Consider the following 23,072-nt stretch of genomic DNA (forward strand, 5'->3'; position numbering starts at 1 on the left):
TTTAGTACGGTACGTGAAATTATCGATTCTCGTTTTCCTCCATTTGATTTTTCATCTGGTTCAATACATAGAGAACAGATTTCACCATCTCTGTGATCCGTTTGTCTTTCATTTTCTTTTGAAAGACATAAACGCCTAAATAGCCGATATTTTCAGCAGCGGTCTTGATCTGAATCGGGTATAGATATTTGGGTTTGTTGGCGATCACCCAGTCTCTCGCGAGTGGCTCCCAGTCTTTCACGCGAAAATGGATGCGATCGGCAAATGGTTTCACCTCTGTAAAAAAGTCCGCTTCCGTTTCTCTCGTTTTGGTTTCTGTCTTATAAATATGAAATGCTTCATCTATATCAGCGATTAGTTCAGTTGTTAATGTATATAAATGGTCCATTAAAAAAGTCCCCCCATTCTTTATATCCTACCAAAGAATGAAGAGACTTACACTTTTTGATTTGTTTTTCGGTCTTTTTTAGTAGCAGAGAGCTTGTCTTTATTGTTTTTTGCTACTATGAAAGTTGATAGGAGTGGAAGGTGCGAGACTCCTGTGGGACGAGCGGTCAGGTGAGACACTTAATGGCGCAACGCGGCAAGTGGCTCACCGGTCGCCCCACGGAAAGCGAGCATCCTGTAACGGAAATCAACATCCCTCCTATATATCTATAGAATAAACAAACTGACAAACCAGTTCTTCTTTGATTTTTCTTTTACGTATAAACGCTCTTCTGGATAATCTTGCTTCAGAAGTGCCACTTCTAGATCTTGCAGACGCGCTTCCATGTTCTCCATCTTTTTAATCAGTTCTTCAAGCTCTGTTGCATGCTGTAGCATCTGATAGGAAACGACTCCATCTGCTTTTTCTTCCACTTTCTTTTCCAGTGCCTCTATCGCTTTATTCAAACGATTGAATTTATCTTCAAATTGGGTTGGTAGTTCCATTGATTGCTCTGTTGAATGCATCGACTGAACTTGTATGTCACTCATCAAAAGTCCGTTGTCTAGTTGAGCTTTAATCTCTTTTAACTGATCGATGTCGTCTTGCTTAAATAGATAATGACCATGCTCATTCTTATCACATTGTATGTTAAAATGTCTGACCCAACGCTGAACTGTTGTTGGATTCACCCCAAGTTCTTCAGAGACCGTTTTGGTTTTCATCAACACCATTTCCATCATGAATCCCTCCCCGTTTTCTTGTGAGTACTATTTTCTAGCATCAACTTCCCATCCCCTTCACACCTGACAAAACTAGTTTTCATTCGGCAAAGAAAGTGGAATACAACGCAATCACTACAATTTCGACACTCAATTTGTTGATTGTTTGTATATTCAGTCGCAACAACTCCAAAACTAAGTGCAGTTCAGGTGATTTAAAAAGGAGGTGCCAACATGAACCAAGACAGCAAACAGCAAAAACAGCAGGATCAGTACACGAACCAAGAAGAAACGGGTACTCAAAAAAGAGAGCAAAAGAACAGCACAGGCTATGGTGACAAAAAGCTGAACGGCCCTGATATCCCTAGCACATAAATCAGTAAAGACGGCTCAAAAAAGCCGTCTTCTTTTATGCATGCAAGATCCACTCTTTTAAGAGGATTCCTATTTTAAGCTGCCTTTGTTTTTGTTTGTACCAATCGGTTAACAAAATGGAATGCAGTGGTTTTACGGGTTCATAAAATTTTTCAGTGTTCATGTTCTTTCGGTACCAATCTCCTGTGTTCGACCGGTTATGCGCGATGATCGGAAACGCAAGTCTTAAGAACGGAGTCTCTCGTTTTTTGTCGGGATAGATGTAGGTTTCAAAATCATGTCTTGATCCGGTATGAGTGACTTTATCAGCAAAAGAAAGAATCTCTTCACTCCACTTTGATTCAAACAAAATGGTGTATAGTTTTTTTCCTGTTTCAATCCTATTTTTCGTCTTTTTAAATCCATGGACGGATATTCCAATCACTTCCCCACTTTCAACAGGAAAAAGCACGGTACTAAAATGCATATAATCTTGAAAGAGATACGGTACCTTTGAAAAGATCCTCTTCTTATAGAACCCATCCTCTATAACTGGCTTTTCGATCACGTGTTGTTCATTAATGATTAAAGACGTACAAATTCGCTTCAAATCTTTCTCTTTCCAGAATTTTTCCCACTCATGAACCATAAATGTAGAAACACCAAAGTATTTGAGCAGATGAAAATATGGCTGACCCTGTTTCTTTGAGTACTCATAGATCAATAGCTGTGGATACGCATCCTGAAAGATCAGCCAGTTAGCCCGTTCATATGTTAGAAATAGATGCTTTCTAGTATCTTTAGACAACATTCTAGGCAACCAGTCCCCTTTTAAGTCACACATGCTATAGCCGGCATTTCTCGAAACAAGACTTGCGAGCATCGCCCACCTTACTTCAGGGTTATGTTTATAAAATGTGGCATAGCTTACGGTACGTGAAATATTGTCACGATTTTGTGAATTCGTACGTTTCAAAATGTGTTGAATAATATCGTCATTATGCTGTACCACGCTCTTCCTCCATGCTTTTTGTCCTATTTTCTATCGTTCGCTTTCGTGTTATAAAATATTTGTGTCATATAAGAAAAAAGAGTAAACTAATGGTTATGAAAGATGTATTTGGAAAAAGGAGGCATAGACCTTTGGCGAAGACAGTAATACTTTATACACAAGAAACGTGCCCTCCATGCTTTGCAGAAAAAGAGTGGCTAAAAGCAAACGAGATTCCTTTTGAAGAACGAGATATTCGTAAAAATGATGCCTATATGAAAGAAGTGATTGACCTCGGCGCTTCTGCAACTCCTGTTACCGTTATTGAAACGGAGGACGCAAAAGAAGTCGTCATGGGCTTTGTAGAAGAAGAACTTTCTCGACTACTAAAAAAGTAAACATCCAACGGCTATGTGTATCGTTTTTTTCATGCGCATAGCCATCTTTCGTTGTAAAGGAGATGAATCATGGGTACCTTTCATTATCCAAACGGTAAGAAAGTGACTTCTATCGTGAAAAAACAATCTTCATCTTCTATCAAAAAGGATATTTCGTACAGCAACAGAGGAATGTCGTTAGAAGATGATATCAATCAGAGCAACGAATATTATCTTTTAACCAATCAAGCGATCATCCATAAGAAACCTACTCCGGTTCAGATCGTAAATGTAGAATATCCAAAACGATCTGCCGCTGTCATTCGTGAAGCATACTTTAAACTCGCTTCCACGACAGATTACAATGGGGTGTATAAAGGAAGATACATTGACTTTGAGGCAAAAGAAACAAAGAATAAGACGAGCTTCCCACTAAAGAACTTTCATGAACATCAGTTACTTCATATGCAGCACATCTTAGATCATGGTGGGATCTCGTTCGTCATCCTTCGTTTCTCTGCAACAGATGAGAGCTATCTATTCGACAGTTCTCACTTGATCACGTTTTGGAACGAACAGAGAGAAGGCAGAAAATCCATTCCGAAGGGTGAAATCGAGGAAAAGGGACATTCTATAAATATCGGGTATCAACCTCGGCTCCATTATTTGCAAGTGGTAGATTCTGTCTATTTCTAGTCGTTCATAAATTGTCAAATGTCGTCGAATAATTGAACGTGTTCATTTTTTATGAAGTTGAAAGGTTGGTAAAACAATGTCAAAAGATTACCGAAGCCGTATGGAACGCAGACAATCTAGTGATGGTTCCAAACCGGCAACTAAAACAAAAACTAAAAAACCTAGACGAGGACGTAACTGGAAGAAGACTCTGTTGATCCTTGCTCTTATATTAGGCGTTTTAGGACTGTTAACGATCGGCGTTATTGCCGCGACCTCTCCTAAATTAGATCCTAAGAAACTAGAAACACCAGTATCCTCTAAGATTATGGATATGAACGACAAGGAAGTTTCTCTTGTTGCAGGTGAAGAAAAACGAATTCGTGTGAAGATTAATGAAATTCCAGAACCTGTACAAAATGCTTTTATTGCAACAGAAGACGTACGTTTCCGTGAGCATAGCGGTATAGATGTACGTCGTATCGCTGGTGCCGCTTTCGCTAACGTTAGGGAAGGCTTTGGAGCAGAAGGTGCGAGTACGATTTCTCAGCAGGTTATTAAGAACACCGTTTTAACAAATGAGAAATCTCTTACTCGTAAGATTCGCGAAGCTTATCTTTCTGTTCAATTGGAACAGAAATATTCAAAAGATCAAATTCTTGAAATGTATTTAAATAAAATCTACTTTGGAAACAATGCTTATGGAATTGCAACAGCCGCAAAAGTATATTTCAACAAGGATGTTGATCAACTTGAAGTGCAAGAAGCAGCTCTATTAGCTGGTCTGCCAAAAGCACCAAGTTATTATGATCCTACTAGAAATCCAAAAGAAGCAGAACATCGACGTAACGTTGTATTGAACTTAATGGCTCAGCATAAGTTCATCTCAAAAGAAGAAGCAGAAAAAGCTAAAAGCATTTCTGTTAAAGACATGATCAAAGAAGGCGAAGTTAAGACTGAAACTCGACCTTATGATGCTTACATTAAACAGGTTATTGATGATCTCAAAGATATTGAAGGTCTTGAAGAAGCAGATATCTATTCATCTGGGCTTAAAATTTATACAAATTTAGATACGAAAGCTCAGCAAACAACTGAAGATGTGTTAAAAGCAAAATTAAATGAAGAGCATGAATACCTACAGTCTGGAGTTGCTTTAGTTGATACGAAGACAGGATCAATTCGTGCTGTTGGAAGTGGACGTGGCGGTCAATTAAGTAATTATTTCTCTTCAAAAATTACGCGTCAGCCCGGTTCTACTATTAAACCTATCCTTGATTATGGTCCTGCGATTGAAAACAAACAATGGAACACAGGTTATATCTTGAAAGATGAACCAGTAGAACTAAAAGACATTACGATTAACAACTTTAACGACCGAAACGTTGGAGACATCTCAATGCGTCAAGCACTCGTTGAATCGAAGAACACGACTGCTGTTCAAGCATTCCAAGAGGTTGGCGCTGAAGAAGCAACAGATTTTGCAAATAAGTTAGGTTTTAATTTAGATCCAGATACAACTTATCCATCCTACGCAATCGGTGGATTCAACGGTGGTATCTCCCCTCTTACATTAGCTGGTGCTTATACATCGTTTGGTAACGGAGGGATCTACTCAAAACCAACTACGGTACGTAAAGTTGAATTCCCTGATGGACGTGTCGTTGAAGTTGATTCAGAACCAAAAGCAGCAATGAAAGATTATACAGCTTATATGATCACAGATATGCTAAAAGATGTTATGGATAGAGGTACTGGTCGTGAAGCGAACGTTAGTGGACTTAACTTAGCGGGTAAGACAGGTACAACAAACTATTCTAAAGAGGATCGCGATAAGTACGGTCTTCCTGATGGGGCAACGAAAGATGCTTGGATGGCGGGCTATACGCCTACTTATACAGCAGCTGTTTGGACCGGTTATGCCGAGAACAAAGACAAAGAAGGTAACGGTCTCTATCTAAACGACAATGAAGCCGATTATTCTAAGCAGATCTTCCGTGATATCATGAGCGAGTTAGATCATAAGAACACCGACTTCAAGAAGCCGAAATCCGTAACGGAAGTCGCGATGGAAAAAGGAACAGGTAAACGCGCAAGTGAATTCACACCTGATTCTGAGAAGATCATCGAGCTTTTCGTTAAAGGATCTGACCTTCCTGGGATCAGTGATAGCTATGAAAAACCTTCTTCGATCGAAGGATTAGAAGCGAAATACAAAGAAGATAAAAACGAGATCGAAGTTAAATGGAAATATGGTAAGAAAAAAGGGGTAACGTTTAGAGTTCTCGCAAGCTATAACGATGGACCGATGCAGGAACGTGCAACGATCAACGATACGAAGTTCGTTGTTCCAGCACCTGCTCCTGGTAAATATTCGTTCCAAGTCATAGCGATCGACAGTGAGAACAACACAGAAAGTGATCCTGCAGGAACTTCGATTACGATAGAAGGCCCTGAAGGTGAAGAGCCACCACCTGGTGAGGGTGAAGGCGAAGAGCCTGGTACTCCTCCTGGAGAAGAGCCTGGAACTGAGCCGCCAACAGAAGGTGAACCTGGTACTCCTCCTGATCAAGGAGGCGGTGAAGGTGAACAACCGGGCACACCTCCAGGACAAGAGCCTGGAACTGAGCCACCTACAGAAGGTGAACCTGGTACAACCCCTACACCTCCTGGACAAGAGGGAAACAGACAACAAAACGGTGGAGGGCTCATCCCTCCTCTCAATCAATAAAGATTAAAAAAATCCGTCAGCTGATTTTAGCTGGCGGATTTTTTTCTATTTGATGTTATATCGATCGATCAAATAGTTCCAAAATACAGGATAACCAAACGAAAGGTTCCAAAAGCTTACTCCTGCAAAGCCGTATTGGTCGACCACATCAAACTTTGCTCTCATGCTTCGAAGATCTTCAAACCATACCACATGCTCTTTTTTCTGTTTATCCCAATAACGGAAATATGGAGCTTCATCTTTTCTGGAGTATTTAATCGCAGCCTGCCGTTTTCCAGCTAGCTGTGTCGCTTGAACCGGATTTAGTGCTTTCGCAAACTCACCACCCTGTTTATACGGTAACGTCCAGTCATAGCCGTACAGATTGATGCCCATCAGGATTTTCTTAGGATCGATCACACTCACTGCATAGTCGAGTACCTTTTTTACAGAAGGAAGCGGACTGACGGCCATCGGCGGACCACCGCTATATCCCCATTCGTACGTCATCAGAATCACATAATCGACGATCTCACCGTGTGCTTTGTAATCATGCGATTCGTACCATTCTCCTTCTTGTGTGCCTGAGATCTTTGGTGCTACCGCGGTCATGACGATGAAATTTTCTTGATGCATCTTCTCTGTGAGCTTTCTTAGGAACTGATTGTATGCTTCTTTGTTTTGTTTTCCTAAGAACTCAAAGTCCACCGAGATCCCTTCATACCCTTTTTGCTTCATGATTCGTAAGGATTCGTTTATCACTTTATCAGTAATCTCTTTTTTCGTTAGAATAGCTGTTCCGACTTCTTCACTAAACTCTCCGTCTTTTATGTTCGTGATCGCCATGATCGGGCGCACGTTTTTATTTTTAGCATCTTTTAAGAACTCGGAATCATTCAGTGGTTTGAATACGCCTTTCTCGTTCACTTCATAGCTAAAAAGCGTAATGTACGTCAGCGCTCTTGCGGCCGCATCAAAATTGGCTTGTGCTTTCGGATTAGGTTCTGCAAACGCGTTCGTGACGATCGTTTTCTTCGTACGCTGTGGAACGTTCAGTTGCGTTCCTGGCCGGAGGTTGCTATCTGTCACACCGGGATTTGCCTGCTGTAGCTGTGCGACAGATACACCGATCCTGTTTCCGATCTCCTCTAATGAATCACCAGGCTGAACGGTATACGTAAACGGTGTTGGAATAAAAAGTGTCTGTCCTACTGTTAGCACGTCTTTTTCTGACAATCTGTTAACCGTAGCTAGCTCCTGCCACGGCAATTTATAGTACTGCGAAAGTCTCCAAAGAGAATCGCCCCGTTTCACCACATGAATCTGCATGATACCCCTCCTAAAAAACGTCTCATGTCATCATCATATGTCCAAGTGTCTTGTCCTTATGTACTGCGCTTTTTTAATATGACACTTTTCTTTTCCCACTCAGAAAATAACTCACTGAGTTGTATGTACGATTGATAGTGATCCAGCTGATCTTCAATGAACGTAAGCCGCTCGATCGCATTCACAGGTATGTGCTTGAATTCCTTTAAATCGTTTTTGTAATTCATCAAATCATCAGGCTGCACGCCATTTCCCATATAGATCGTTTTCAAAAGCTGTTGTAAGAAGTATTTCATTGGTTCTTTTGCTTGTTGTTTGTTACGATTCTTAAAGTGTAACGCAATTTCTTTTGACTTCTCTTTCCACTCTATAAAAATGTTTTCTATTTTCTCATTCATGTAGAACGCCTCCGCTTTTTATCCAAAAAAAAGAGCTTATCAAAAGATAATCTCTTATCTAAAGTTATTGTACCTCTTTAAAAGAGTGTATTCCAAGTGGCTTGTCCGACGATTCCATCTACAGCTAAACCTTTTCTTTTTTGATAAGCTTTTACTGCAGATTCCGTTTGTGAGCCAAAGATGCCATCCGCCGTAATATTTAATGCACGTTGTATTCGGCTTACATTGCTTGAGTCAGTTGAACCTCTTTTGATGACATAGCCCGGATACGGTACAACAGCGCTTCCGTTAGAACTTCCAGGCTTTGGTTTTGTCGGCTGTGATGGTTTTGCTGGCTGCTTTAACACAGCATCTAACTTATTTAACGTGTTCGGTCCAGCGATTCCATCAACTGCTAGTTTGTATTTTCGTTGGAAAGCTCTCACGGCGTTTTCTGTATTTGGACCATATATCCCATCTGCTACAAGCGAGTAACCCGCTCGTTTTAGTTTGTTCTGCAGATCTCTAACTCTTTGACCAGTGTCACCACTTCTTAAAATACTAGTGTTAGCTCCTGGTATTGGTTTTGGAGTAGGTTTTGGTGCTGGTGTTGGGATTGCTTGATTGGATATAGAATCCTCTACATCTTTTAGGAACTGGTCATATGTGATTCCATAACGATTTAAAGCATTATCTGGATCTGTTCTTCGCCCTGGATCTAATTGTTTGTGGCTTGCGATTTTTTCTTGTGGTCTCCAGTTATATCTTTTGCAAAGGTAACCCCAGAACCAGACGTAACGTTTATACGCTTCTTGAAAATTGATTCCGCCTCCCCAGCAGAGTTCCACACCGATCGCTGCATCATTCGATTCTCGACCAAAACGCAGGTTGTCCAATCGTGTTCCATATTGAACATGATACGCTTTTTCATCGAGCGGTATGATCACAAGGATCTCTTTATCATCTATAAAAACATGTGCGCTCGCACTCGGTTGTTGGTTGTTAAAATAGTTTCGGTTGTTTCGGGCGGAAGTCCCTGGGTTTCCCGTATCGTGAGCGACTCCGAAGAATGGCCCGTCAAGCTTCGTACCCGGTCTTGCATTACCTAACTTAATATAGTCATATGTGATTGAATATGACACAAAAACATCACTCCTTTCTATATGGTATGTAGAAAGAAAGTGATTGCTTGTACATAGGGGGTTTTTGTGCAGATTTTCAGACGATTTGTTAGTATTTGAGGGTTTGTTCGGCTGTTTAGACCTTGTGAAATGAATTTGATGTTGTTTTTGAAGCTTTCTTTAGCATACCCGCAATGGTATATGTAAGATGGATTTAGGAAATTTCTTCAATAATCCATGAAATTTCGTACATAATCCGGCGAGTTGGGACAATAATTCGGCGAGTTTTTACCATATATCAGCGAGTCGACAAATCCTGACAACCTCACCTCACTAAAATACCCCCTATGAGTGCCTATCTAACGACAAAGAAAAAACCGTAACTCCACTGGCGGTTACGGTTTTAAGCTATCTTTTTTGTGACAGCTTCTTCTTCTCTTTTTGGTTCATCCGCTTCTTACCTTCTCGGCAGATGGAGAGGAGTGGACACTCTGGGCAGTTTGGATTTTGTGCTTTGCAGTGATATCTTCCAAAAAAGATCAAACGGTGATGAGTTGCCCCCCAAAGCGATTTTGGAATCTTCTTCATCAATGTTTCTTCTACCTGCAGAACAGAGTCTTTCCATTTACAGATGCCTAGCCTCTTAGAAACCCGTTCAACGTGCGTATCAACGGCGATAGCAGGAACACCATATGCTACAGACACTACCACGTTTGCTGTTTTTCGCCCTACCCCCGGCAGCTTCGTCAGTTCATCTCGATCTTTCGGGATCTCTCCTCCGTATTCGGTCAAAACGAGTTCACTCAACTTTTGAATGTTCTTCGCCTTGTTTCGGTATAGACCGATCGATCGGATATCATCCTGCAGCTCTTCTATCGTTACGTCCAAATAATCTTGCGGCGTTTTATATTTTTCAAAAAGCTTCGGTGTGACTTTATTAACGAGCGCATCGGTACATTGAGCAGACAGCAGCACCGCGATCGTAAGCTCGAATGGGTTCGAGTGATGAAGTTCGCAATGAGCGTCTGGAAACATATCCTCGATCTGCTCTAAACAAAATTGAATCTGTGCTTTGTTTAACACGTGTACGTTACCTCCTGTTATAAAAAAGAAAGACCTTAGAATAATAAGGCCTTTTCATGTATTACGATTCCAGCCAGTTGTATTGGGGTCGTTTGATACCTGTATCGTTTCTCGGTTGCTCTTGTTTTCCTGTTCTTTGCAGCTGTCTCACTCTGAATTTTTCACCGTACGTTTTTGCAGCTTCAGGACTGTTAATGCCGTTCTTCTTCCATTCGAATAAAATACGATCAATATACCGGAAGTTCAGCTTTCCAGATAAAACGGACTCTTTTAATGCAGAGAGAATTAATTCTGGAGACTGTTGATCCTCATCCATCCAAATTTTAAGCGTTTCAAGCTCCATTGGAGATAAAGGACGACCGAACTCTTTTTCAAAACGAACAAACACGTTCTGTTCCTGATGCTCCTTATGTACCTCTTTTTGGACCTGCTCTTCTTCTTTTAAACTTTGAAGAAGTCTGTTCCAAAGCGGCTGAAGCGTATAAGCCTCAAAGTAGACGCCTTTTTCTTTATCTTCGAACTGATCCATGCCGAGCACGCCTCTGCCGATCAACGACCGCAGCATAGCAGACACTTCATCACTTGAAGCTGACATCCGTTCAGATAGCTCAACAGGAGTCGGAAAGTAGTTTCCTGATTCTATAAAAACATGAAGCTGTATAAACAACATGCATTCGTTATCGGATAGGCCGATCTTTTTGTACGTTTTGATTAACATATTAGGGATGCTGACCGATCCTTCAGCCATCCATCGTTCAAATAAATTACCGTTCATAACTAAAACACCTCTTGCTACATTATAGCATATAAAACTAGCTTTTTTATTTTCGCTGTACTGGTGAATGTTGAGAAAAAAATAGTTTTGGACGTGATGAGCTAAGACTAAGGGCTTGTCGAAATTTGCAGAACCGCCTTTATTTTCTTTTTTTGACTTAATTGGTTCCGATTTTGACTTAATTTTTTCATTTTAGACTTAATCGCGTCCGAAAACGACTTAATTCTTCCTAAAAACGACTTAATTGCACGTTTCCCACACTTACTACACCACCTAAACAATAAAAAAATCTCCCCGCATAACAGGGAGATTTTATCAATTATTAAGGATATAGACGGTTCAATAGACGTGGGAATGGAATCGTTTCACGAACGTGCTCCGCTCCAGAAATCCAAGCTACTGTACGCTCTAATCCAAGACCGAATCCTGAATGAGGAACGCTGCCGTATTTTCTAAGTTCTAAGTACCATTTGTATGCATCGTCTGTTAATCCATGCTCTTCATAACGTTGTTCCATAAGCGCAAGGTCGTCGATACGCTGGCTTCCACCGATGATCTCTCCGTATCCTTCTGGAGCGATTAAGTCTGCACAAAGTACAACATCATCGCGGTTCGGGTCTGGCTTCATGTAGAACGCTTTAATGTCTTTTGGATAGTTCGTGATGAATACCGGCTTGTCGAAGCTCTCAGCGATCGCTGTTTCGTGAGGCGCACCGAAGTCGTCTCCCCACTCGATATCATCAAAGCCTTTTTCCTTTAACATCTTAATTGCGTCGTCATATGACACACGAGGGAAAGGAGCTTTAACGTTCTCTAGTTTAGAGATATCACGTCCAAGAGTCTTCAGTTCGTTTTCACAGCGTTTGATCACGGATTGAACGATATGTGAGATGAACTGTTCTTGGATCTCAAGAGATTCTTCGTGTTCAACGAAAGCCATCTCAGGCTCGATCATCCAGAACTCGATCAAGTGACGACGAGTCTTCGATTTTTCTGCACGGAACGTCGGACCAAACGAGTAAACTTTTCCAAGTGCCATCGCTGCGGCTTCCATGTAGAGTTGTCCACTTTGAGAAAGATACGCATCTTCTTCAAAATACTTTGTGTGGAACAAGGAAGTCGTTCCTTCTGCAGAACTTCCTGTAAGAATCGGAGGATCTACTTTTGCAAAGTCGTTGTTGTAGAAGAACTCGTTCACGGCATGAATGATCTCGTTACGAATCTTTAAGATCGCGTGCTGACGCTTAGAACGGATCCAAAGGTGACGGTGGTCCATCAAGAACTCCGTTCCGTGTTCTTTCGGTGTGATTGGGTAGTCTACCGCTTGATGAAGCACTTCAACATCTGTTACTTCAAGTTCTACACCTAAAGCTGAACGCTCGTCCTCTTTAACCGTACCTGTTACGTAAAGGCTGGACTCTTGCGTGAGACCTTTTGCTTTTGCAAAGATCTCATCTCCAACTTCACTCTTTACGACAACCCCTTGTACGAATCCAGATCCATCGCGAAGCTGCAAGAAAGCGATCTTACCTGAAGAACGCTTATTAGAGAGCCAAGCACCGATCTTTACGGTCTTGCCTACGTGTTCACTAAGCTTATTAATCGTTGTTTTCACTACATGTACCTCCACTGTACGTTATCAATATCTACCAAAAAAATTATGAAGGAGAACTTTCTAAAAATCAATCATTACTTGCGTTTTGAGTTGATAAAACGTTCGATACGATCCAAAGCTTCCATAATCGTATCAAGGCTTGTTGCATAAGAAAGTCTCACGTTATCAGGCGCACCAAATCCTGAACCAGGTACTAACGCCACTTTTTCTTCTTCTAAAAGTGCCTCTACCCACTCATCAACAGAGTTAAATCCAGTCATTCTTACCGCTTCTGTCGCGTTCGGGAATAGATAGAACGCTCCGTTCGGTTTCACACAAGTAATGCCAGGAATCGTGATCAGACGGTCATACACTTTGTTCATGCGCTCTTCAAACGCTTGACGCATCTCTTCAACAGGCTCTTGTGTTCCGTTATATGCCGCAAGTGCACCGTGCTGAGATGTTGTTGTCGGGTTGGATGTACTATGACTGTCTAAGTTCGTCATCGCTTTGATGATCTTAGCGTCACCTGCTGCAAAACCGATTCTCCAACCTGTCATCGCATGAGATTTAGAGAGACCGTTGATGATGATCGTCTGTTTCTTCAGTTCAGGTGAAAGCTCAGCGATCGACGTGTGCTTCACTCCGCCATAAACTAACTTTTCATAGATTTCATCAGAAACGATCAACACATCATGCTCTAGACAAACTTCTCCGATCGCACGCAGTTCGTCAGCCGAATAAAGAGATCCAGTCGGATTGCTTGGTGAGTTTAGAATCAGTGCCTTCGTTTGTTTCGTGATGACATTTGTTAAGTCTTCTGCTGTGATCTTGAATCCATTCTCTTCTTTTCCTTCTAGATAAACAGGTGTACCGTCTGCTAGTTTCACTTGCTCAGGATAGCTCACCCAATACGGAATCGGGATGATCACTTCGTCTCCTTCATCAAGGATCGCTTGGAACAGAGAGTACAACGAATGTTTAGCTCCTGTACTAACGATGATCTCAGACGTTTCATACGTTAAGCCTTGATCTTGCTTCAGCTTGTTCGCGATTGCTTTTTTCAGAGATAAAAGTCCGCCAGAAGCTGTATATTTTGTGTGTCCTTCTTTCATAGACTCGTAAGCCGCTTCTATAATATGTATCGGTGTATTAAAGTCAGGTTCACCTGCACCTAGTGCGATTACATCGTGCCCTTCTGCCTTTAATTGGTTTGCTTTTGCTGTGATTGCTAGAGTTGTTGAAGGAGTTAATGCCTCCACACGTTTTGCAAGCTTCATACTACTAAATCCCTCCACTTTTTTATTCATCTGATTTCTATTGATCTGATTCTTTCAGACGATAGATCTCGTATCGCTCACCACTTTCAAAATACCCATAAAAGTAGGTGTAACGGTCATTCGTGTCATAATAGACCACTTCCCACAACGGAATACCATCTTCCATGCCTAAACGGCTGTCGACGATCGTCTTCGCATCGTGATTCTGTTTCACATAATTCAGGATCTGTTTCTCTGAAAGCCCTTCTTTCGCGTTCAAAGAGGTAACCTTTTTGTTTTTATCGACCCAAACGATCTTGTTTGTGCCTTTTTTGTTCTTGCCTTCTACTACAAAATACGTCTCGTTCTTATAAAAGTGATCCACATTCGTAATAGAAACGAGGTCCTCTTCTTTCTTAGCGATCTCAACCGCTTCTGCTTCTTTTTTAGCGGGCTTTGCTTGAACGCCATTAAACAGATAATAAGCTTGCCAGCTTGCTAAGATTAGAATGCCAATAATAACAAGTATCCACTTTTTTCCCATATTTAAGCCTTCCTATGTGCGATAGATCGTAAAAATCATCTTATTTTTATTTTCGTCATCTAACGCGAGCCCAAACATTAAATCTTGATGCTTTAATGTTTTGTTCAGTTCAGATACTACTTTATACAAGTCACTCGACTTGTCCACCTTTAGCGTCGAAAGAACTTCAATTTTGCTTTCCACGGTTCTTCCTCCTCTTACATCGATCTTTTCCTTGTTTACTATAGCAGAAAATCGGTGAAAAAGGTACTTTAGAATCCTTTAATGAAAAGGAAAAGTGACTTAGTTTTCTGCTTACTTTGTAAACTTGGTTCCATTAATAAGAGGTAAACACAATCAGACCGACCAGATAGATTATGGTCGGTCACAAATTGAGATTATCATTTTATTGAATCTATTTTTACATTTACAGGAGTTATATCAAGATTTACCTTCACGAAAGAATAATCGTCTTTCTGCCCATCCGTATATCCCCAATAACCTTCTGTTTCTTCGGTCTTACTAAAGTTCAACTCAAATCCCCTTCCGTTATTAAAGCTGTAACTTTTTACACTCTCCGCTCCGGCATTATCAACAAGATTGTAAGAGATATATTTATCTAACATACCGTGTGCACTTAATACACCAGAATGAGGCGGGACGATATGTTCGTAATACTCGTAACCTTTCGTGCTTTCTTTCTTCTCGTTTATGGTTATGTTCTTCGTTTTTAGATCGAGCAAGTCTCCATGATTGATCCACGATAGTTTAATATTCTTGAATTGACTTTGACCAAGATCTGGACTTTTTAGCTGCTGAGACATATCGACTAACGTTACGCCACCTCTTCCAACAACTTCAGCTTTTTTCTCTTCGTTATATATGACAAGAGCGGTGTCTTCATCTATACCATATGATAAATTCTTAGGTTCACCTTTTTCATCTACTACCGCGATCAAGCGTCCAAGGCGTGCTTTGTTATCAAAGTGCTGATCAATGATGCCGTGTTCAAAAAAACCGAGCCCTCGTTCTAGATAACCTGGCCCTCCCTCTTGTTGCAGCATTCCGTCATACGTATTCGTAAATCCGGATGCTAGTGTATCATGACTGCCTCCACCGGCAATCATTACTTCACTCATTATCGCTGCCCCAGCACTCGTCCCACCAAGCACTGCTCCGTTTCTATACGTCTTCCAGATCGCGTTCAATACTTTTGAATTTGTTCCGTTCTTGTTCAATAACGAAGCTGTGATCTTTGTCTGATCTCCACCTACAAACCAAATCGCATCTAATTCCTCAACATTTTCTGCGAGTTCTTGATCGTTCTTATTTAAATCAGCCCATTTTGATTCATCGCCCGGTGTTTTTTTGTCGTCAGTTACAGCGAGTGGAAGAATCTCTATATTTTCTGAAGACATCCCGTATCGGACGAGGTCTTCTTTAAACGCCTTAGATGAAGATAAGCTTGAGCTTGCAGCAGGTATAATCCCAACTCTGGAATCTTCTTTTTGTTTTGCAAGATCAATGAACTTATTATATACGTCGAAATTACTGCTTCCTAAAGAACCTCCAGCAATCAACAGGTTTCCTTTAATCGGTTTCGAGCGATCGATGACTGGTGGTATAAACGAAGACTTTTTGTACTCAGTAAACGCATTCGTATTCTTTTTGAAACTTACCCTTTTAGGGGCTACGTCGAAAGCAACGTTTGTAAATGAATAGTCATCTTTTTGTCCGTCCTTATAACCCCAATAACCTTTTGTGTTTTCCGTTTTTCTAAAAGTAAGCTGAAATCCTTCACCTTTAGAATCGTACAAATAACTTTTTACAGCATCAGTTGTCCTATTATCGATCAGAGAATACGAGAGATATTCTTTCAACCTTCCGTAAGAAGTAAAAACTCCTGTTGCATCAAGTGGCTTGAATTCGTAGTACTCATATTCGTTCGTCTCATCTTTATGGTCACTAATGAAAAATTCTTTAGTAGAAACATTTAAGGCATCACCAGACACGAGATGGCTGATATAAACATCTTGAAAATGAGCTTTATCAGAATCAGTCACCTTCACTTTACTAACATCAACAACAGATACACCGCTTCTTCCGACGATCTTGACTGCTTTTTGTTTGTTGTTCACAATAAGAGCTGTATCTTCATCTACACCATAAGCAAATTGTTTCTTTGATTTTTCTTTTAGAGCTGTCATCACCAATCTACCAAGACGTGCACGTTCATCAAAATGCTGATCTACGATGCCATACTTAAAGAATCCGAGCCCTTTTTCAAGATGCACGGGTTCGTATTCCTTACTTGAATTTAGTTTGCTCTTCCTAACAAATTCATTGTTTAGTGCACCTAAGCTGTCACCACCTGTAATCATCACTTCGCTCATAACGGCTGCTCCAGCGCTCGTTCCTCCAATGACACCTCCTTCTCTATACATCTTCCAGATCGCGTCTAATGCTTTCGTCCGATGCCCGTTCGATTTAACTAATGTATCTGTAATTCGAAGCTGATCTCCACCAACAAACCAGATTGCACTATAATTCTCAATCTTTTTGGCTATTTTTTTGTTGTTTGCGTTTTTTTTCCATTTCGATTCATCTTCTGGTGTACCGCTGAAATCTCGATTTGCTAAAGGAACGATCTCGATCTGATGTTCATGTAAACCATATGTAATAAGATCTGCTTTAAAGCTTTGTGAAGATTTTAAGGAACTACTTGCTGCAGGTATGATTCCGATTTTTGCCTTCTTCTTCCCACCAGCTAAAGTGATAAATTCGTTATACACTTCCTTATTGCTACCGCCTAATGCTCCACCCGCAATCACGAGGTTTCCTTTCCAATCCTCCTTGTTTTTAGCGAAGCTCATTGATGGAAGCGTCAGTGATAAACCAAGCGTCATGGCCAACGTTACAGACATCCATTTTTTGTTCAAGATATTAGTTCTCCTCCATTCACATAGATCTATCTCTTTAAAGAAGATCTATCATAATTTTGAAAATTCAATATTCTTGTTGCAAGATACGTGCCAAAACCAGATAGCTTGTCTTTCAACAAATTAGCGATGAATCAAACTAATTTGGTTATTATTAGGATTTATAAAACGCCATAAAACACCCAAATGTACTTATGAAAACTAAATTTGTGTACGATTTTGTTTTCAAATAAAAAATCACCTCTTTAAGAAAGAGATGACTGCTTTTAAAGTTAATACCTACAAATACTTTTTAAAACCTTTACTGACCGATCCATCAAAACCTTCTCTTTCAAAAAACTGATGAGCTCTGTCTCGCTTTATGCTACTCAAGAGCATGATTCTGTGACAGTCCATCGAACGGCAATAATCTTCAGCATGTTGTAAAAGTTTTCTCCCTATATTTCTACCACGAAAACACTCATGTACGATAATATTTTCAATCACTCCATATGGACGAAAACCATGCAAGGCTTGAAGGCATATGTTTAACGTCAGCGTTCCCAATAATCCTTCATCATCTTCATAAACAAATAAAAAATTGTAGGGAGCATTCTTGATTACTTCGGTCTGTTCTTCTCTGACATTCATCTTTTTACTTTTTGGCACTAACATTCGGTAAAGTTCGAACAATTCGTCTTTATCCCTTTTTTCTGCCTCACGAATCATACAGGATACTCCTTCTATATATTTATGATGTATTTGATTCGTTAAAGGGAGAAAGATGTCCTCTTATCCTCACCTATTTTGCATGAAACAAAAATGGAGGGTAAAGAAAAAAGAAGAAGCAAAAAATCCGCTTCTTCTTACATATTATTCCATCCAATCATCCAGTTCTGACACGAGTTCATCGATCGGTTTGATCGATACCGGCAGTTTTGGCAGCGATTGAATGAAGGATTTTCCGTATCTCGTCTCGATCATTCTTCGGTCGAAGACGAAGACGGCTCCTTTATCTCGGCTGCTTCTTACCAATCGGCCGAACCCTTGCTTAAAGCGTATGATCGCTTGCGGAAGGGAAAGATCATAGAACGGATTTCCGCCTTCTGCTTTCAACTTCTCGCTTTTAGCGGCCATCACAGGCTGATCTGGCGGTGTGAACGGCAGACGGATGATCACGAGACAAGAAAGATCGTCACCAGGGATATCGATTCCCTCCCAAAAACTGTTCGTACCAAACAGGATGCTGTTATCAAAACGCTGGAAGTTCTTTGTAAGACGCGCCCGGCTTCCAGAATCAACGCCTTGCGCGATCAATACGAACTCTTCGGCATCCATCAAGCTTTTGAACGCTCCGTGTGTCTCTCGCAACATCTCGTAAGAAGTGAACAGAACGAGCATGCGCCCTTTCGTTACTTTTGCGATCTCGTACAGAGAAGACGAGATTTTTTTAACGAACGTTTTCTGATCCACTTCGTTAATGAGCGGAATGTCTGTTGGCACCATCAGCTTCGCTTGTTGTTCATATTGAAACGGAGAAGGCAGCTGTGCGCTGATCGGACCAAAGTCTAATAGTCCAAGCCTCTCACTCAAGTAACGGAAACTGTTCTTTACACTCATCGTCGCAGAAGTGAGCACAACCGAGCTTTTTTTGCCAAAGAATTTATCTGCTAGAATCTGATCGATCTCAACAGGCTTCGCAAAAAGTGTAACCGCGTGTCTTGGACCTTTTGACTCTGCTTCCATCCAATACACTTCTTCAGATAACGGGCAAGTCAATAAGTGATGAAGATCTGTCATCTCGTCCTGCAGATCGTTTAAGATGCCTTCTAGGTCGACTAAGAAACCTTTTTGCTGAACCGTTAGATGTTCTTCGTATTGATCAAAGCTCTTCAAAACACGTTTTACAGGCTTCACAAGATCACCCATAAACTGACGTGCCCGTGCTTCCATCTCTAGAACTGGTTCCCAAGCAGCAGCCTCGATATCTTCTTTCGTATAACGAAGCGTTAATTTCGTCAACTCAGTTGAGCGAGACGATTTGGCTTTGCGTAGACAGATCGTCTTGATCTGCTTGAAGATCTCATCAAGCTCGTTCTTCACATCAGAGAATAGTGAATCCCAATTAGCAAGATGATGTTCGTATTTTGGAACTTCAAGAAGATCACAGATCTCTCTAAACGTATTCATCATGCCATCTCCATCCGTCTGAGATAGACGGTCTAAGAGCTTAACGAATGAAAAATAATCTGTTTCTTTTCCGAAATGATCGCTTACGACTTCTTCAACATGGTGAGCCTCATCCAAGACCACTTCTTTATAAGCGGGCAACAGTTGATTATCAGACTTCAAGTCGGTAAACAACAACGCATGATTCGTAATCACAAGATCTGATTCATGCGCGGCTCTCCGCTGCTTGTGATAATAACATCTGGAGAACCAAGGACATCTATGGTTCAAGCAAGAATTGGCATCACTTTTGACCGTGTTCCAAAACAGCTTTCCGCCTGACGCCATCGACAGCTCTTCTACGTCGCCCGTCTCTGTTTCTGTAAGCCAGACGATCAGTTGTGCTTTTGTGAAGTTCATATCGTAATTATCATCGTGATGATCCATTAGCGTATGTTCAAATTTTCTTAAACATAGGTAATGATTTCTTCCTTTAAGAAGAGTCGCTGTAAAATCAAAGGGCATGATCCTTTTTAGCAGCGGAACATCGCGTTCTAACAGCTGTTGCTGAAGCTGTACGGTATGTGTAGAAACGACAAGCGGACGGTCTTTCTCCTTAGCATGTCGTATACCGGGTATGAGATAACCGAGTGATTTCCCTACACCCGTTCCCGCTTCAATCACAAGGTGCTGATTCGTGTGAAGAGCTTCGTCCACGAGTTCGACCATTCTCTGCTGACTTTTCCGCACTTCGTAATGCTGCATATGCTGCTGAAGCTGATCATGAACCTCTTCGTCTTTAAACTCTGTAAAATCATCATCTGAAGATTGTACAAAATCCGGTCTCTTTTTTAGAGCGAGTTTTCGGTAAAAATCAAACGTCTCTTCATCTGCTAAAAAAGCTGACTTCTCCGCGATCATATCCCCTACGATGCTTTCTAAAGAACTCTGCAGTTTCTTTAGAAAAGGTGTGAGCCTCTCGAGTGTTGCGAGGGGGAGATTTTCTAGCTTTTCTAATAGATGAATCAAGAGTCTTGCAGTTACTTCTGCATCACTGTCAGCTTGATGCGGGTTAAGGTGTTCTAATCCTAAATAATCTGCAAGCATCCCTAGCTGGTAGCCGTCTGCTCCTAAAAGAAGCAGTCTTGACATCTCAACTGTATCGATCAACGGCATGGATAGCCGCGAATAGCCTGCATGGTCGAGTTCACCTTGCAGAAACGAATAATCAAACATCACATTATGGGCAACAAAATAAGCTCCTTCTAACATCTGAAGGAGCTTTGGTGCCACTTCTTCAAACAACGGGGCATCTTTCACCATTTCGTCGTTGATGCCCGTCAATTGCTCAATAAAAGGGGGGATGGGAACGCCTGGCTGGATGAACGTAGAGAATCTGTCCGTTATCTTTCCTGCCTCAACGGCGACCGCACCGATCTGAATAATTCGGTCTCCTTTTGCTGCTGAATTTCCTGTTGTTTCAAAATCGATAACGACAAATCGCCGTGTCATAGCCTTCACCTCATTCCCCTGTGGCTTGTTTTATATCGAATTAATAAATAGTAGCCTCAGGTTCAACTCCGAGCATCTCTTGTACACGATTGTTCTTGTCCATAATCGCAACTTTCGGTACATGATGTCTTGCTTCGGTCTCATCATACATTCCGTAGGAAATAACAATAACAACATCCCCTTCTTGTACGAGACGTGCTGCAGCGCCATTTAAGCACATCACACCAGAACCTCGTTTTCCAGGAATAATATACGTTTCAAAACGTGCGCCATTATTATTATTTACAATTTGAACTTTTTCGTTCGGAATCATGTCAACAGCATCCAAAATATCTTCATCGATCGTGATGCTGCCAACATAGTTTAAATTAGATTCAGTCACCGTAGCACGGTGGATCTTGCCTTTCATTAACGTACGGAACATGTTTCTTCCTCGCTTTCTAGTCTACTTAAAATGTTGTCTAAGATGACATTATCAATCAAACGCGCTTTGCTGAACTTTACAGCTACAGCAATGATCAACTTTTTTGATTCTGGTGTAGGAGGAAGAAGTTCAGGATACGAAAGAATCTTGCAATAATCTACAATACCGCTCGTATGTTCCTCCAAGTATTTTATCATCTTTTGTTCGGTCTCACCACTATCACCCTCTAAAAGCCATTTTTTCGCTTTTACAAGAGATTCACTCAGATGAACGGCTTCTTTTCTTTCCGTGTCATTGAGATACACGTTTCTAGAACTCATCGCAAGACCGTCAGCCTCACGCTTTGTCTCACACCCGATCACTTTGATTGGGAAATTAAAGTCTTCAACAAGACCTTCAATGACAGCAACTTGCTGGGCATCTTTTAATCCAAAATAAGCGAAATCTGGAGACACGATATGAAACAGCTTTGTGAGTACTGTTGCCACACCATCGAAGTGTCCTACTCGGCTTTCCCCACAAAGCGCATCCACTCGTTTGTTTACGGAAACTGTTACGACGGATTCGTGAGGGTACATCTCTTTCGTATCCGGAAAAAATAATACATCTGCTCCAGCTTTTAATGCCAATTTCTGATCACGATCAAGGTCACGAGGATATCTGTCAAAATCTTCGTTAGGTCCAAATTGCAGCGGATTAACAAAGATACTGACAACAATCACATCAGATTCTTTCTTCGCGCGTTCGATCAGTGAGAGATGGCCGTCATGAAGATAGCCCATCGTTGGTACGAATCCTATCACTTTTCCCGCTCTTTTTTCTTCAGAGATCCATTTTTGCATGTCTTTAATAGAATTGATCTGTTTCACGATTGAACTCCTCCGTACAGAGAATGAAGCGTTTCAGCTTTCATATTAAAGCTGTGACTTTCTTCCGGAAATTGCTGTTTTCTTACGTCTTCTTTATATTGTAAAAGTCCTTCTACCATAACATCCTTCACGTTTCCGTACGTTTTCACAAACTTTGGTACATGGTGAAAACCGTAGCCGATCATATCATGGTAGACAAGGACTTGACCGTCTGTATGTTTTCCTGCACCTATTCCGATAACAGGAATTCTTAGTTTTTTTGTTACGATTTCAGCCAACTGCTGCGGAACACATTCCAAAACGATCGCGAACGCCCCAGCTTTTTCAAGCAACAGACTCTCTTCGATGAGTCGCTCTGCATCTCTTTCTTCTTTTCCTTGAACACCGTAACCGCCCATCACACCAACCATCTGGGGTGTTAGACCAAGGTGTCCCATGACAGGAACTCCAGCGTCAGTCAACCGTTCAACCGTTTGAACGATCTGTTTTCCGCCTTCTACTTTGACTGCAGAAGCACCGCTTTCTTGAAGAATTCTACGCGCGTTGTTCAGCGTTTCATCGATCGAACCGTGATACGTCATAAACGGCATATCCGTCACGATAAACGTGTTCGGCGCGCCGCGCTTTACCGCTTTTGTATGATGGATCATATCTTCCATCGTAACAGGTATCGTTGAATCATAGCCAAGCACGACCATGCCAAGAGAATCTCCGACTAACAAAAGATCCATCTCCGCTTTTTCACAGATAACCGCAGTCGGATAATCATAAGCCGTTACCATCGTGATCTTTTCGCCATCACTCTTCATCTTAAGAAAACTTTTCGTCGTTTTCATCATAAAGCCTCCCTGTTTTTAATTGGG

22 protein-coding genes and 1 pseudogene are annotated in these 23,072 nt (G+C 41.2%); 4 read left to right on the plus strand and 19 right to left on the minus strand.

Annotated features, from left to right (window positions below; translation table 11 throughout):
• Positions 1-19: 19 nt before the first annotated feature.
• Positions 20-388, minus strand: coding sequence for a DUF1798 family protein (locus tag IHV10_RS13615; RefSeq protein ID WP_197130532.1), 369 nt, complete (start codon positions 386-388; stop codon positions 20-22).
• 266 nt (positions 389-654) lie between these two features.
• Entirely contained in the window at positions 655-1,170 is a 516-nt protein-coding gene (locus IHV10_RS13620) for a MerR family transcriptional regulator (protein ID WP_197130535.1), read from the minus strand.
• Between the two features lie 213 nt (positions 1,171-1,383).
• On the opposite strand from IHV10_RS13620, the gene IHV10_RS13625 reads away from it, so the two are divergent.
• A complete protein-coding gene (locus IHV10_RS13625) occupies positions 1,384-1,524 on the plus strand; it encodes a hypothetical protein (RefSeq protein WP_197130538.1) in 141 nt (46 codons plus the stop codon).
• A gap of 34 nt (positions 1,525-1,558) precedes the next feature.
• Here IHV10_RS13625 and IHV10_RS13630 read toward each other — a convergent pair whose 3' ends face one another.
• Positions 1,559-2,515 (minus strand): DUF2515 family protein, encoded by a 957-nt coding sequence (locus IHV10_RS13630; RefSeq protein WP_370629671.1) that lies wholly within the window; start codon positions 2,513-2,515, stop codon positions 1,559-1,561.
• Between the two features lie 131 nt (positions 2,516-2,646).
• On the opposite strand from IHV10_RS13630, the gene IHV10_RS13635 reads away from it, so the two are divergent.
• From IHV10_RS13635 to IHV10_RS13645, 3 genes are all read left to right on the plus strand, one after another.
• Entirely contained in the window at positions 2,647-2,892 is a 246-nt protein-coding gene (locus IHV10_RS13635) for a glutaredoxin family protein (RefSeq protein WP_197130541.1), read from the plus strand.
• A gap of 69 nt (positions 2,893-2,961) precedes the next feature.
• The gene (recU, locus tag IHV10_RS13640) at positions 2,962-3,567 is read left to right on the plus strand and encodes a Holliday junction resolvase RecU (protein ID WP_197130545.1); all 606 of its coding nucleotides are present in this window, start codon (positions 2,962-2,964) and stop codon (positions 3,565-3,567) included.
• Positions 3,568-3,643: 76 nt separating this feature from the next.
• Positions 3,644-6,277, plus strand: coding sequence for a PBP1A family penicillin-binding protein (locus IHV10_RS13645; RefSeq protein ID WP_197130549.1), 2,634 nt, complete (start codon positions 3,644-3,646; stop codon positions 6,275-6,277).
• Between the two features lie 45 nt (positions 6,278-6,322).
• On the opposite strand, the gene IHV10_RS13650 is transcribed toward IHV10_RS13645, so the two are convergent.
• The 16 genes and pseudogenes from IHV10_RS13650 to panB form a co-directional block, all read right to left on the minus strand.
• The gene (locus tag IHV10_RS13650) at positions 6,323-7,585 is read right to left on the minus strand and encodes a glycosyl hydrolase family 18 protein (RefSeq protein WP_197130552.1); all 1,263 of its coding nucleotides are present in this window, start codon (positions 7,583-7,585) and stop codon (positions 6,323-6,325) included.
• A gap of 56 nt (positions 7,586-7,641) precedes the next feature.
• Positions 7,642-7,983, minus strand: a complete 342-nt coding sequence (locus tag IHV10_RS13655; protein WP_197130555.1) for a YpoC family protein — start codon at positions 7,981-7,983, stop codon at positions 7,642-7,644.
• Between the two features lie 77 nt (positions 7,984-8,060).
• A complete protein-coding gene (locus IHV10_RS22810; RefSeq protein WP_370629673.1) occupies positions 8,061-8,594 on the minus strand; it encodes a peptidoglycan-binding domain-containing protein in 534 nt (177 codons plus the stop codon).
• A 9-nt stretch (positions 8,595-8,603) separates the two neighbouring features.
• Positions 8,604-9,104, minus strand: a pseudogene (locus IHV10_RS22815) (peptidoglycan recognition protein family protein); the annotation flags it as partial.
• Positions 9,105-9,491: 387 nt separating this feature from the next.
• Positions 9,492-10,166 carry an endonuclease III gene (gene nth, locus IHV10_RS13665; protein ID WP_197130561.1) on the minus strand — a complete coding sequence of 225 codons (675 nt, stop codon included), beginning with the start codon at positions 10,164-10,166 and terminating at the stop codon, positions 9,492-9,494.
• A 61-nt stretch (positions 10,167-10,227) separates the two neighbouring features.
• The gene (locus IHV10_RS13670; RefSeq protein WP_197130564.1) at positions 10,228-10,941 is read right to left on the minus strand and encodes a DnaD domain-containing protein; all 714 of its coding nucleotides are present in this window, start codon (positions 10,939-10,941) and stop codon (positions 10,228-10,230) included.
• 322 nt (positions 10,942-11,263) lie between these two features.
• Positions 11,264-12,556, minus strand: coding sequence for an asparagine--tRNA ligase (gene asnS / locus IHV10_RS13675; protein ID WP_197130567.1), 1,293 nt, complete (start codon positions 12,554-12,556; stop codon positions 11,264-11,266).
• 74 nt (positions 12,557-12,630) lie between these two features.
• Positions 12,631-13,815, minus strand: coding sequence for a pyridoxal phosphate-dependent aminotransferase (locus tag IHV10_RS13680; RefSeq protein WP_197130570.1), 1,185 nt, complete (start codon positions 13,813-13,815; stop codon positions 12,631-12,633).
• A gap of 37 nt (positions 13,816-13,852) precedes the next feature.
• The gene (locus tag IHV10_RS13685) at positions 13,853-14,338 is read right to left on the minus strand and encodes a DUF5590 domain-containing protein (RefSeq protein WP_197130575.1); all 486 of its coding nucleotides are present in this window, start codon (positions 14,336-14,338) and stop codon (positions 13,853-13,855) included.
• Between the two features lie 12 nt (positions 14,339-14,350).
• The gene (locus tag IHV10_RS13690) at positions 14,351-14,521 is read right to left on the minus strand and encodes a YpmA family protein (protein ID WP_082820684.1); all 171 of its coding nucleotides are present in this window, start codon (positions 14,519-14,521) and stop codon (positions 14,351-14,353) included.
• A gap of 197 nt (positions 14,522-14,718) precedes the next feature.
• Positions 14,719-17,256, minus strand: a complete 2,538-nt coding sequence (locus IHV10_RS13695; protein WP_197130578.1) for a cyanophycinase — start codon at positions 17,254-17,256, stop codon at positions 14,719-14,721.
• Positions 17,257-17,535: 279 nt separating this feature from the next.
• On the minus strand, positions 17,536-17,964 hold the full coding sequence (locus tag IHV10_RS13700; RefSeq protein ID WP_197130581.1) for a GNAT family N-acetyltransferase: 429 nt from the start codon (positions 17,962-17,964) through the stop codon (positions 17,536-17,538).
• A gap of 144 nt (positions 17,965-18,108) precedes the next feature.
• A complete protein-coding gene (dinG, locus tag IHV10_RS13705; RefSeq protein ID WP_197130584.1) occupies positions 18,109-20,916 on the minus strand; it encodes an ATP-dependent DNA helicase DinG in 2,808 nt (935 codons plus the stop codon).
• Between the two features lie 40 nt (positions 20,917-20,956).
• Positions 20,957-21,340, minus strand: a complete 384-nt coding sequence (gene panD, locus IHV10_RS13710; RefSeq protein WP_066395605.1) for an aspartate 1-decarboxylase — start codon at positions 21,338-21,340, stop codon at positions 20,957-20,959.
• Complete coding sequence (gene panC, locus IHV10_RS13715) at positions 21,325-22,209, minus strand: pantoate--beta-alanine ligase (protein ID WP_197130587.1); 885 nt, start codon at positions 22,207-22,209, stop codon at positions 21,325-21,327. The genes panD and panC overlap by 16 nt, the downstream gene beginning before the upstream one ends.
• A complete protein-coding gene (gene panB / locus IHV10_RS13720) occupies positions 22,206-23,045 on the minus strand; it encodes a 3-methyl-2-oxobutanoate hydroxymethyltransferase (RefSeq protein WP_197130590.1) in 840 nt (279 codons plus the stop codon). Before panB ends, panC begins: the two co-directional genes overlap by 4 nt.
• Positions 23,046-23,072 lie beyond the last annotated feature (27 nt).

Origin of the sequence: Fictibacillus sp. 5RED26, from assembly GCF_015903895.1 — a bacterium.
Classification (GTDB): Bacteria; Bacillota; Bacilli; order Bacillales; family Fictibacillaceae; genus Fictibacillus; species Fictibacillus phosphorivorans.